The organism is Blastococcus atacamensis (genome assembly GCF_002938425.1).
GTDB lineage: Bacteria > Actinomycetota > Actinomycetes > Mycobacteriales > Geodermatophilaceae > Blastococcus > Blastococcus atacamensis.
On sequence record NZ_POQU01000103.1, the window covers coordinates 1 to 11,421 of the forward strand.

General features: G+C 73.1%; 11 protein-coding genes and 2 tRNA genes. 8 read left to right on the forward strand and 5 right to left on the reverse strand.

Annotated features, from left to right (window positions below):
* Nucleotides 1–65: 65 nt before the first annotated feature.
* The 5 genes from C5508_RS17455 (at nt 66) to C5508_RS17470 (ending at nt 2,160) form a co-directional block, all read left to right on the forward strand.
* Nucleotides 66–139, forward strand: a tRNA-Ile gene (locus tag C5508_RS17455).
* Nucleotides 140–220: 81 nt separating this feature from the next.
* Entirely contained in the window at nt 221–361 is a 141-nt protein-coding gene (locus tag C5508_RS20035) for a DLW-39 family protein (RefSeq protein ID WP_198598160.1), read from the forward strand.
* A 26-nt stretch (nt 362–387) separates the two neighbouring features.
* Nucleotides 388–460, forward strand: a tRNA-Ala gene (locus C5508_RS17460).
* 252 nt (nt 461–712) lie between these two features.
* A complete protein-coding gene (locus tag C5508_RS17465; protein WP_104526205.1) occupies nt 713–1,246 on the forward strand; it encodes a peptidylprolyl isomerase in 534 nt (177 codons plus the stop codon).
* Nucleotides 1,247–1,512: 266 nt separating this feature from the next.
* Complete coding sequence (locus tag C5508_RS17470; RefSeq protein WP_232797253.1) at nt 1,513–2,160, forward strand: rhomboid family intramembrane serine protease; 648 nt, start codon at nt 1,513–1,515, stop codon at nt 2,158–2,160.
* On the opposite strand, the gene C5508_RS17475 is transcribed toward C5508_RS17470, so the two are convergent.
* The gene (locus C5508_RS17475; RefSeq protein WP_232797254.1) at nt 2,157–2,549 is read right to left on the reverse strand and encodes a PH domain-containing protein; all 393 of its coding nucleotides are present in this window, start codon (nt 2,547–2,549) and stop codon (nt 2,157–2,159) included. The genes C5508_RS17470 and C5508_RS17475 overlap by 4 nt on opposite strands.
* 109 nt (nt 2,550–2,658) lie before the next feature.
* On the opposite strand from C5508_RS17475, the gene C5508_RS17480 reads away from it, so the two are divergent.
* Entirely contained in the window at nt 2,659–3,819 is a 1,161-nt protein-coding gene (locus C5508_RS17480; RefSeq protein WP_104526206.1) for a thiolase family protein, read from the forward strand.
* A 511-nt stretch (nt 3,820–4,330) separates the two neighbouring features.
* On the opposite strand, the gene crgA is transcribed toward C5508_RS17480, so the two are convergent.
* Complete coding sequence (gene crgA / locus C5508_RS17485) at nt 4,331–4,603, reverse strand: cell division protein CrgA (protein WP_104526207.1); 273 nt, start codon at nt 4,601–4,603, stop codon at nt 4,331–4,333.
* A gap of 130 nt (nt 4,604–4,733) precedes the next feature.
* On the opposite strand from crgA, the gene C5508_RS17490 reads away from it, so the two are divergent.
* Both C5508_RS17490 and C5508_RS17495 read left to right on the forward strand, forming a co-directional pair.
* On the forward strand, nt 4,734–5,480 hold the full coding sequence (locus C5508_RS17490) for a DUF881 domain-containing protein (RefSeq protein ID WP_104526208.1): 747 nt from the start codon (nt 4,734–4,736) through the stop codon (nt 5,478–5,480).
* A 40-nt stretch (nt 5,481–5,520) separates the two neighbouring features.
* Nucleotides 5,521–6,180 carry an aminodeoxychorismate/anthranilate synthase component II gene (locus C5508_RS17495; RefSeq protein WP_104526209.1) on the forward strand — a complete coding sequence of 220 codons (660 nt, stop codon included), beginning with the start codon at nt 5,521–5,523 and terminating at the stop codon, nt 6,178–6,180.
* A 66-nt stretch (nt 6,181–6,246) separates the two neighbouring features.
* Here C5508_RS17495 and pknB read toward each other — a convergent pair whose 3' ends face one another.
* The 3 genes from pknB to C5508_RS17510 form a co-directional block, all read right to left on the reverse strand.
* On the reverse strand, nt 6,247–8,058 hold the full coding sequence (pknB, locus tag C5508_RS17500; RefSeq protein ID WP_104526210.1) for a Stk1 family PASTA domain-containing Ser/Thr kinase: 1,812 nt from the start codon (nt 8,056–8,058) through the stop codon (nt 6,247–6,249).
* A 142-nt stretch (nt 8,059–8,200) separates the two neighbouring features.
* Nucleotides 8,201–9,919, reverse strand: coding sequence for a protein kinase domain-containing protein (locus C5508_RS17505; RefSeq protein WP_104526211.1), 1,719 nt, complete (start codon nt 9,917–9,919; stop codon nt 8,201–8,203).
* Nucleotides 9,919–11,367 carry a peptidoglycan D,D-transpeptidase FtsI family protein gene (locus tag C5508_RS17510; protein ID WP_104526212.1) on the reverse strand — a complete coding sequence of 483 codons (1,449 nt, stop codon included), beginning with the start codon at nt 11,365–11,367 and terminating at the stop codon, nt 9,919–9,921. The genes C5508_RS17505 and C5508_RS17510 overlap by 1 nt, the downstream gene beginning before the upstream one ends.
* Nucleotides 11,368–11,421 lie beyond the last annotated feature (54 nt).

The window sequence follows — 11,421 nt, forward strand, 5'->3', positions numbered from 1 at the left end:
CTCGATGGCCCACCCACCCCCTCACTGGTGTCGTTCCGGGGCCAGGTAGGCTTGACGAGGTTCACGGGCCTGTAGCTCAGGCGGTTAGAGCGCATCCCTGATAAGGATGAGGCCGGAGGTTCAAGTCCTCCCAGGCCCACCCGTGTGCCCGGAGTCCCCGGACTCCGTGCCCTCCGGTCGCCGTTCCACGGCGGGCGAAGCGCTCGAGGAGGTTCTCCACGTGCTGAAGAAGCTGGCGGTCGCCGTTCTCGCGGCCGGGGCGCTCGCCGCGGTCCGGCGGCGTTCCGGGGGCAAGGGCGAGGCGGACCTCTGGCACGAGGCCACGAGCGGCCCGGGGGCGGTCAGCACGCCCACCCGCTGAGTCACCGGCCCGGCAGGGCCGACTCCGGGGACGTAGCTCAATTGGCAGAGCACCGCCTTTGCAAGGCGGGGGTTAGGGGTTCGATTCCCCTCGTCTCCACCCTCAGGTCGCCTTCGGGGCGCCCACGGGTGACCGTCTCCCGCAGCGGGGCCGGCGCCGCGGCCATCACAGCTCGGGTTCCGGTCGCACGCCCAGCGTGTCGTCGACCGTGCTGAAGGCCGGCCGTAGTGCCGTGCAGGCCCTGACCGCCAGGACCTGTGGTTCGTCGGAGCCGGCGTCCCGCAGGGGGTGCACGTCCGGCCGCGACGGGGTGCGGCGTCGCGCTCGCGGCCGCGGTGGGAGAGTGGAGCCGTGACTGAATCGACTCCCGCCCGCCGCGCGGTCCTGCACACCAACCACGGCGACATCACCGTGGACCTGTTCCCCGACCACGCTCCGAAGACGGTCGCCAACTTCGCCGACCTCGCCGAGGGTCGTCGCGAGTGGACGCACCCCGCGACCCGCGAGAAGACCACCGACAAGCTCTACGACGGCACGGTCTTCCACCGGATCATCTCCGGCTTCATGATCCAGGGTGGCGACCCGCTCGGTCAGGGCATCGGTGGACCCGGCTACCAGTTCGGCGACGAGATCCACCCCGACCTGGCCTTCACCAAGCCCTACCTGCTCGCCATGGCCAACGCCGGCCCCGGCACGAACGGCTCGCAGTTCTTCATCACCGTGGCCGCGACGACGTGGCTCACCGGCAAGCACACCATCTTCGGCGAGGTCTCCGACCAGGCCGGCCGCGACGTCGTCGACCGCATCGCCGCCGTGCAGACCGGCCGCAACGACCGTCCCGTCGAGGACGTCGTGATCGAGTCCGTCGAGGTGCAGCGCAGCTGACACCGACCGCCGACGACGGCCCCGTCCAGGACCCCACCCCGAGCGAGCGAGGGGTGGGGGGGACGGGGTCCTCCGGCTGCTACCGGCATCCGGACCGGCCCACGGGCATCTCCTGCACCCGCTGCGGCCGTCCGATCTGCCCGGAGTGCATGATCCCGGCCTCGGTGGGTTTCCAGTGCCCGGAGTGCGTCCGCGAGGGCAATGCCTCCGTCCGGGCGCCCCGGAGGCAGGGGGCCTGGCGCACGGCGAGCCGTCGATGGGGCGTCGTGAGCGTCAGCCTGGTGGCGGTCAACGTCGCGGTCTTCGTCGTCACCGCCGTGTCCGCGGTGATGGCCGGGAGCCCGCCGCTGTCGAACTCCGACTCCCCGGCCTTCGACGCGCTGTCCCAGTGGCCCTACGGCGTCTCCCTCTTCGACCAGTGGTGGCGCGTGGTCACCGCAGCATTCCTGCACATCGGACCGCTCCACCTGCTCATGAACATGCTGGCGCTGCTGTTCCTCGGTTCGGAGCTGGAGAACGCGCTGGGCAGGGTCCGGTACCTGGCCCTCTACCTCGTCTCCGCGTTGGGCGGGGCCGTGGCCGTGCAGCTGTTCGGTGATCCCCGCGTGCCGGTCGCGGGCGCCTCGGGGGCGATCTACGGCCTGCTGGGTGCGCTGGCGGTCCTCGCCCTGGCCAGGCGGCAGGACGTGCGCGGCGTGCTCACGCTGGTCGCCGTCTACGTCGTCTTCAGCTTCCTGCCCGGCATCTCGCTGCTGGGCCATCTCGGCGGCCTGGTGACCGGGGCGCTGACGGCCGGAGTGTTGCTGGCCACCCGCCGTCGTCCGGCCGTCCAGGGAGTGGGCCTCGGACTGCTGGCCCTCGTGCTGGGAGGCGTCGCGCTCACCGTGCCGACCGTCGCGGTGCTCGGCCTCTAGCCGCCGTTCCGCCACGCCGCCAGGGCCCGCGCGACCTCCTCGGGGTCGGCGCCGAGATCCCAGCGGCCGAGGACGACCAGCACGCCCTCGTCCTCAGGGCCGGCTGCGGTGTCCAGCTCCAGCGTCCGCACCGTGGTGCCCAGCCGCCGGGTCGCCCGCACCCGGACCCGGAGCAGGCCCCAGGGGAGCACCCGCCGGCCGGTGAGGGTCGCGACCTCCAGGCCGTCGTGGGTGGCGGTGAGCCGCGGTCGCAGGACGGCGTCGCGGACGGCGAGGGCGATCAGGAGCACCGCCGCCGCACCGACGAGGATCCGGCCGGCATCGTCGAGGACCACGGCGACGGCGGCCAGCAGGAGCCCGCCGACCGCGAGGCCGACGGGCAGCGCCACCGGAGGAGACCACCGCACCACCCCAGCCTGCCAGGTGGTCGACACCTACGATCGCGAGCGGGGCGGCCGCTCGGCCGGCCCGGGGTCGTCGTCGACGAGGAGTGGGTCCATGCGTGATGCCGTCATCTGTGCCGCCGTCCGTACACCGGTGGGCAAGCGCGGAGGAGGGCTCTCGGGCGTGCACGCTGTCGACCTCTCCGCGCACGTGCTGAACGCGCTGGCCGAGCGCTCCGGCATCGACCCGGCCGTGGTCGAGGACGTCTTCTGGGGCTGCGTGAGCCAGGTCGGTGAGCAGACGTTCAACATCGGCCGGAACGCGGCGCTGGCCGCGGGATGGCCCGAGTCGGTGCCCGGCACCACGATCGACCGGCAGTGCGGTTCCTCCCAGCAGGCGGTCGCCTTCGCCGCCGCGACCGTGATCAGCGGCCAGGCCGACGTCGTCGTCGCCGGTGGGGTCGAGTCGATGAGCCGGGTCCCGATGGGCGCCGCCCGTGGTGACGGTTCGGCGGGCAAGCCCCTCGGCCCCCGGTTCATGGAGCGGTACGACGGCGTGAACCCCAACCAGGGCATCGGCGCGGAGATGATCGCCGAACGGTGGGGCTTCTCCCGGACCCAGCTCGACGAGTTCAGCCTCGCCTCGCACGAGAAGGCGGCGAAGGCCCAGGCCGACGGGGCCTTCGACGAGGAGATCGCCCCGGTCACCCTGGACGACGGCACGGTGATCCGCGCCGACGAGGGGATCCGGGCGGGCGGGACGCTGGAGAAGCTGGCCTCGCTCAAGACGCCGTTCAAGGAGGACGGGGTCATCAGCGCCGGCAACGCCAGCCAGATCTCCGACGGTTCGGCCGCGCTGCTGGTCACCACCAGCGAGAAGGCCCGCGAGCTGGGGCTGCGGCCGCTGGTCCGCATCCACACCACGGTCATGGCCGGCGACGACCCGATCATCATGCTGACCGCGCCGATCCCGGCGACCCAGAAGGTGCTCGCCCGCTCCGGGCTGTCCGTCGAGGACATCGGCGTCTTCGAGGTGAACGAGGCCTTCGCGCCGGTGCCCCTGGCGTGGCTGGCCGACCTCGGCGCCGATGCCAGCCGGATGAACCCGCTCGGCGGGGCGATCGCCCTCGGTCACCCGCTGGGCGGTTCGGGTGCCCGCATCATGACCACGTTGATCCACCAGATGCAGGCCGGCGGCATCCGCTACGGGCTGCAGACCATGTGCGAGGGCGGCGGCACGGCCAACGCCACCGTGCTGGAGCTCCTCGACGCCTGATCCCCGGCGGCCCGTCCCGCCGCGACGACCGACAGCCCTCGCTGAACGCCGGCGGGGGCTGTCGGCGTTCCGGGGGACGGCCGGTCCGCCCCGGGGACCGGACGGGTCCGTCCACACCACTGGCCGAACAGGTGTATCCGCAGGTCAAGGGGGTAGTGCGTGCGGACCGTCAGCGTCTCGACGGCACGGACATGTCGACTCGTCCACAGCTGGGTACACAGCTGGGGACAGACTCACACGGCTGTAGTTACGCGGCTGGACGTCCTGTCACACGAGTCCCACGCGAGGGAAAACCGCAGGTCAGCGCGGTTCTGCCGGTCGACGGCCCTCCACACTCGGTGGACAACCCTGGGGGTGGAGCGCCATGTCGACCTGTGGACGACGGGTGCCGGTCTGTGCACACCGTCCACAACGCCGGTGACGGGCCGACCATGAGTGCGCGGAACGCAGAAGGCCCCCGTCCCGGGGGCGGGGACGAGGGCCTTCGAGACCTGGACGACGGCGGTTTCCGCTACCGCCAGCGCATGGACATGATGAGGCCGGCGACCATCGCGCCGAACCCGATCGCGAAGTTCCACGCCGACAGCGACACCATGAACGGGATGCGGTCACCCGCCACGTAGTAGACGACGATCCACAGCAGGCCGATGAGCATGAGGGCGACCATCAGCGGCGCGTACCAGCGGGGGCTGGGCTGCAACACCTTCGCCTGCGCGCCCCGCGCGCGGAGCGCCTCCTCCGGCGGGGTGTACACCGACTTCTTGCGCACCTTGGACTTGGGCAACGCGTACTCCCTCCCGGGGGCGGGGCTCGTCCTCCCCGGCCGCAACTGGCACCAGCCTAAACTTCCGGACGACGCGGACGGCGCTGCGTTCCCCGAGCGCGCCGCCGCCGTCCCCCTCAGGAGGTGAGTCGTGGCCCTGTCGCTGCTGCGCCGCCGTCCCTCCGCCTGGGGCGCGCTCGTCCCGGTCGTCGCGCTGGCGGCGGGCCTGTTGTTCGCCACGTCGGGGCGCACCGCGCAGGGCTTCGACCTCCGGGCCGGCGAGATCACCCAGCTGTCGGAGCTGATCCGGGAGCGCGACGCCGCCGTCGCCCGGCAGGCGGCGCAGCTCACCGCGCTGCAGCGACAGGTGCAGGAGCTCACCGAGGAGGCGGCCAGCCGCAACGGCGTCGTGGCCGAGGCCACGGCACAGGCCGCCGCCGGCGGGCCGGCAGCGGGGCTGACCCCCGTCTCGGGCTCCGGCGTCGTCATCACCCTGGACGACGCTCCACCGCGATCGGACGGCAGCCTGCCCACCGGCGCCCGGCCCGACGACGTCGTGATCCACCAGAGCGACGTCCAGGCCGTCGTCAACGCGGTGTGGGCCGCCGGTGCCCACGGCGTCGCGGTCATGGACCAGCGGTTGATCTCCACCAGCGCGGTGCGCTGCGTCGGGAACACGCTGCTGCTGCAGGGTCGCACCTACTCCCCGCCGTTCGTCGTCTCGGCGGTCGTGGACGCCTCGGCGGTGCGCGGCGCGCTCTCCTCCTCACCGCAGATCGCCGTCCTGCGCCAGGCCACGCAGGCGTTCGGCCTCACGTTCGAGGTACGCGAGCGGCCCCAGGTCACCGTCCCCGCCTACGATGGCGGCCTCACCCTGCAGTACGCGTCCGCCGGCTGACCGGCGAGGCCGCGGCGCGGACCGACGAGGAGGCACCGCCATGAGCACCACCGACCGGCCGGTCCTCGTCGTCGACAACTTCGACAGCTTCGTCTACAACCTGGTCCAGTACCTGGGCCAGCTGGGCGTGCGCTGCGTGGTGCGGCGCAACGACGCGGTGACCGTGGACGAGCTCGCCGACCTCGACGTCGCCGGGGTGCTGCTCTCCCCCGGGCCCGGCGCGCCCGCGAACGCCGGCGTCACCGTGCCGATGGTCCGGGCCGCCGCCGAGCACGGCACGCCCGTCCTGGGCGTCTGCCTGGGCCACCAGGCCATCGCCGAGGCGTTCGGCGCCGTCGTGGTCCGCGCACCGGAGCTCCTGCACGGCAAGACCAGCGAGGTCCTGCACGACGACCGCGGGGTCCTCGCCGGCCTGCCGTCGCCGTTCACCGCGACCCGGTACCACTCGCTCGCCGTCGACCCGGCGACCGTTCCCGACGAGCTGGAGGTCACCGGGCGCACCCCGTCGGGCCTGGTGATGGCGCTGCGCCACCGGGAGCTCCCGATCGAGGGCGTCCAGTTCCACCCGGAGTCGGTGCTGACCGAGGGTGGCCACCGGATGCTCGCCACCTGGCTGCGGCAGTGCGGCCTGGAGCCCGACGAGGAGCTCGTGAGCGCCGCCACCGCCGCCGCGCAGCGACTGTCCTCCGCCAGCGCCTGATCGGCCCCACGAACGCAGCAGGGCCCCTCCCGGACGGGGAGGGGCCCTGCGGTGCGCCGGGAGCCGCTACTGCGGCGTCAGCGGGTCGTTGTCGGTGTCGGTACCGGTGCCGGTGCCCGTGCCGCCGCCACCGGTCGCCGGCGGCGCGGCCGGCGGGGTGGTGGTGGTGGTGGTGGTCGGCGTGGCTGGCTCGTCCGGCGGGGTGGGCACGGCCACGACCAGCGTGATGATGTCGTCGCCGCCGACATCGGTACCGGCCTGCGGGTCGGTCTCGAGCACGGTCCCCTGCGGGACGGAGTCGTTCTCGGCGTTCTGCACCTCGATCTGCCCGGCGCCGATACCCAGGTCCTGCAGCGCGGCGCGGGCCTGCTGCTCGGTCTGGTTCACGACGTCGGGCATCTCGACGGTGCCGGTGGAGACGTTGAGCGTGATCACCTGGTTGCGGCCCGCCTGGGTGCCCTCCGCGGGGTCGACGGAGACCACGCGGCCCTCGTCGACATCGACGGACTCCACCGGGCGGCGGCCCACGTTGGTGAAGCCCGCGGCCTCCAGGTTCGCCCGCGCCTGCTCCTCGGTGAGCCCCTCGACACCCGGGATCGTCAGGGTGTCCGGGCCGGAGCTGACCACCAGGTCGACCTCGCTGCCCTCGTCCACGCGGGCGCCGGCGGCGGGCGTGCTCTCGATGACCCTGCCCTCGGGCACGGTCGTGCTGGCCTCCTGGGTCACCTCGTCCACGGCCAGTCCGGCGCCCTCGATCGCGGTGCGCGCCTCGGGCTCGGTCAGGTTGACCAGGGTGGGGACGGCCACCTGGTCGACGGTCGGTGTCTCGTCCTCGGCGCCGAGCGAGACGGCCAGGGCGACCGCGCCGCCGATCAGGAGCAGGGCGAGGACCGACACGATGGCGATGATGCGGCGCTTGCGGCGGCGTGCCTGGTCGTCGTCGTCCCACTCGTCGCCGTAGTTCCCGTACCCGCCGACCGGGGCGCCGATGATGGCGGTCTTCTCGTCCTCGCCCATCACCGGTGTCGCCTCGACGCGCTGCCCGGCGAGCGCCCGCAGCAGGTCGTTGCGCATGTCGGCGGCCGACTGGTAGCGGTTGGCCGGGTTCTTGCTCATCGCCTTGAGCAGGATGGCGTCCAGCTCGGGCGGCACCTCGCGGTTGATCGACGACGGCAGCCGCGGGTCCTCGCGCACGTGCTGGTAGGCCACCGACACGGGGGAGTCGCCGGTGAACGGCGGCGCCCCGGTGACCAGCTCGTACAGCAGGCAGCCCATCGAGTAGACGTCGGAGCGGGCGTCGACGCCCTCGCCGCGCGCCTGCTCGGGGGAGAGGTACTGGGCGGTCCCTATCACCGCCGCGGTCGAGGTCATCGTGGCAGCGGAGTCCGACACCGCGCGGGCGATGCCGAAGTCCATCACCTTGACCGTGCCCTGCGGCGTGATCATCACGTTCCCGGGCTTGACGTCCCGGTGCACGATGCCGTTGCGGTGGCTGAAGTCCAGGGCGCCGCAGATGTCGGCCGCCAGGCTCATGGCGCGCTCGATCGGCAGGTGGCCCTCGCGCCGCAGCACGTCGCGCAGGGTCTCGCCCTCCACGAACTCCATGACGATGTAGGGGGTGGCGCCGGCCGGCGTGCGGTCCTCGCCGGTGTCGTACACCGCGACGATCGCGGGGTGGTTCAGGGACGCCGACGCCTGCGCCTCGCGCCGGAAGCGCACCTGGAACGACGGGTCGCGGGCCAGGTCGCTGCGCAGCACCTTGACGGCGACCTCGCGGCCGAGGCGCAGGTCGCGACCGTGGTGCACCTCGGCCATGCCACCGCGGCCCAGGACCCCGCCGATCTCGTAGCGCTCGCCGAGCACCTGCGGCGTGGTCATCGGGGGTCCTCTCGGGCGGTTCGGTGCGTGCACCGCGGCGTCCGCGCGCGGAACCGCCCGGCTGCGGGCCCGGCGGACAGCGGGCCGACGGCGAGCCTAACCGCCGCACGACCCCGATCCCGGGAAGCGGCGACGGCCGATCTCACTGGTCGTCACCTGCAGGTGCCGCAGCGTTGTCCTGCGCCTGGCCGTCGTCCGCTGGTTCGGTCGGCTCGACGGCGGGCGGCGGGGTGGCGGTCGTCGGGCCGGGGGTCCCGCCGGCGGGCGGCGGCGAGACGGTCGTCGGCGACTGGCTCGTGGTCGTCGGAGCCGTGGTGGTCGGCGGCGTCGTCGTGGTGGGCGCCGGCGCCCGCGTGGTCTGCTCGCGAGGCTCGGTCGGCTCCTGCTCCTCCTCCTGCTCCGCCTCGGGGTCCCACGCCTCGTCGGTGACGAAGAGGGTGACCTCCTCGCCGGCAGCGGCAGCGCGGCCGGCGGGGTCGATGCCGGCGACGTCGCCGGCGTCCAGCGGCTGCGTCACGTCCTCGAGGAGGTCCTCGTCGGCGGACTCCTGCACCGGCACCAGACCGGCCGCCCGGAGCAACTGCTCGGCGGAGGCGGCGTCCCGGCCGACGAACTGCGCGGGGTCGAGGAACATCCCGGTGGGCTCGGCGCTGGTGGTCGGCGCGCTCGTCGTAGGACCGGCGGACCGGTCGCGCTCCTCCTCCCCGCCGGAGAACACCACCCAGGTGATCCCGCCGATCAGGAGGAGCAGGACCAGCGCCGCGGCGGGCCAGATCCAGCGCCGCCGCCGGGCCGGCTCGCGCTGCTCGGGCTCGTCGGGCAGCCACTCGTCCTCGTCGTCCGCGGGCCCGTGCAGCGGCGGCATGGGCCGACCACCGGTGACCGGGGTGACGACCGGCATCCCGGCCGCGGGGGTGGCGAACACCTGGGTCCGGCCGTCGGCGGCCAGGTCGACCACCTGGGTGGGCGCCGTCGCGGGACCCATCACCGTGGCGGCGGCCATGCTGCCGCCGGCGACCACGCTCCCTCCGGAGGCGACGCGGCGCACCGCCTCGGCGAAGTCGCCGCCGTCGGCGAACCGCTCGGCCGGGTCCTTGGCCAGGGCGCGGTCGATGAGCAGCCGCACCGCCGGCGGGATGTCGCCGGGCAGCGGCGGCGGGGGACGGTTGATGTGGGCCAGCGCGATGGCCACCTGCGAGGCCCCGTCGAAGGGACGCGCCCCCGCCAGGCACTCGTAGCCGACGACGCCGAGGGAGTAGACGTCGGAGGCGGCGTTGACCTCGAGGCCCTGCGCCTGCTCGGGGGAGAGGTACTGCGCGGTGCCGACGACCATGCCGGTGCGGGTCAGCGGAGCGGCGTCCCGGGCCTGGGCGATGCCGAAGTCGGTGAGCTTCACGACCCCGTCCGGGCGCACGATCAGGTTTCCCGGCTTGATGTCGCGGTGCACGACGCCGGCCCGGTGCGCGGCCGACAGCCCGTCGGCGGACTGGCTCAGCACGTGCAGCGTCCAGTCGACGGGCAGCCGGCCCTCCTCGTGGAGGATCGTCACCAGCGGCTGGCCCTCGACGAACTCCATGACGAGGAACGCCAGCGTCTGCTGCCCGCTGTCGTCGGTCGTCTCGCCGTAGTCGTAGACCGAGGCGATGTTGGGGTGCGTGAGTGCTGCGGTGTGCCGGGCCTCGTTGCGGAACCGGGCCAGGAAGCTCGGGTCGTTCGTGTACTCGGTCTTGAGGACCTTGGCCGCCACGATGCGGTCGAGGACCTGGTCGCGGGCCTTCCAGACCTCCCCCATGCCGCCGGTGGCGATGGGTGCGGTGATCTCGTAGCGCCCGGCCAGCAGACTCCCGATGCCCAGTGCCATCAGCCGCCCTGCCCCTCGAAGTAGGCCTGCATGACGTCACGGGCGATGGGTGCCGACGTGTCGCCCCCGGTACCCCCGCCGTTGGCCACGAAGACGGCCACCGCGATCTTCGGGTCGTCGGCCGGTGCGAAGCCCATGAACCAGTTGTGGTCGGGGACGTCGGCGCGGACCTGCGCGGTGCCGGTCTTGCCGGCGACCTCCATGCCCTGGATCCGGGCGGCCCGGCCGGAGCCGCGCGCCACGACGCTGACCATCATCTCCGTGAGCTGGTCGGCGATCTCGGCGGAGATCGGCTCCCGGAGCTCCTCGGGATCGGTCTCGTCGATGACCGAGAGATCCGGCGCGAGCAGCTGGTCGACCAGGTAGGGCTTCATCTGCACGCCGTCGTTGGCCACCGTGGCCGCCACCATCGCGGCCTGGAGCACGGTCATGCGGACGTCCCGCTGTCCGATGGAGGTCTGGCCCAGCGCCGCGTCGCTCTCGATGTCGCCGACGTGGCTGTCCGCGACCGGCAGCGGGATCTCCATGCCCTCGTCGTCCAGACCGAACGCCTCGGCCTTCTCGCGGATCTTGTCCTCGCCGAGGTCGATGCCGAGCTGGGCAAAGGCGGTGTTGCAGGAGATCGTGAGCGCGTCGATCAGGGGCTGCTCCTGGCTGGGGTCGCAGCGGGAGTTGTTGAAGTTCCGCAGCTGGGTGCTGGACTGCGGCAGCGTCATGATGTCCGGCGCGGGCACGACGGTCTCCGGCGTGTACCCCTCCTCCAGCGCGGCGGCGGACACGATGACCTTGAACAGGGACCCCGGCGGGTAGTTGTCGGCGATCGCCCGGTTCACCCGCGGGTCGGGCCCCTCGCCGCCGGTGATCTCGTCCATGTAGGTGCGGATCGCCTCGGGGTCGTGCGAGGAGAGCTGCGCCGGGTCGTACGTCGGGGTGCTGGCCATGCCGAGGATCGCCCCGGTCGACGGGTCCAGGGCGACGACCGCACCTGTCACGCCCTCCAGGCCGGCCATGGCGGCCTGCTGGACGGCGGGGTCGAGGGTCAGGACGACGTCTCCGCCCGCGGGGTCGCGGCCGGTGAACAGATCGGCGATCCGGCGCACGAACAGCCGGGAGTCCTCCCCGGCGAGCACGTCGTTCTCGGCGTCCTCGATCCCGGTGTTCCCGTACACCAGCGAGTAGTACCCCGTGACCGCGGCGTACAACGGCCCCTGCGGATAGGTCCTGAGGTACTCGAGCCGGTCGTCGGTCGGCACCGAGACGGCGACGTCGTTCCCGGAGACGACGATCGAGCCACGCTCGCGGTCGTACTCCTCGGCCAGGACGCGGGTGTTGCGGTCGTCCTTGCGCAGCTCGTCGGAGCGCACCACCTGGATGATGTTCACGTTGATGATCAGCAGCGTGAACAGCACCAGGACGCTGATGGCCACGCGGCGCAGGGGCGCGTTCACGGCGTCACCACCTCCGTCGGCGCGTCCCCGAGCCGGACCGGGGCGGCGTGCGGG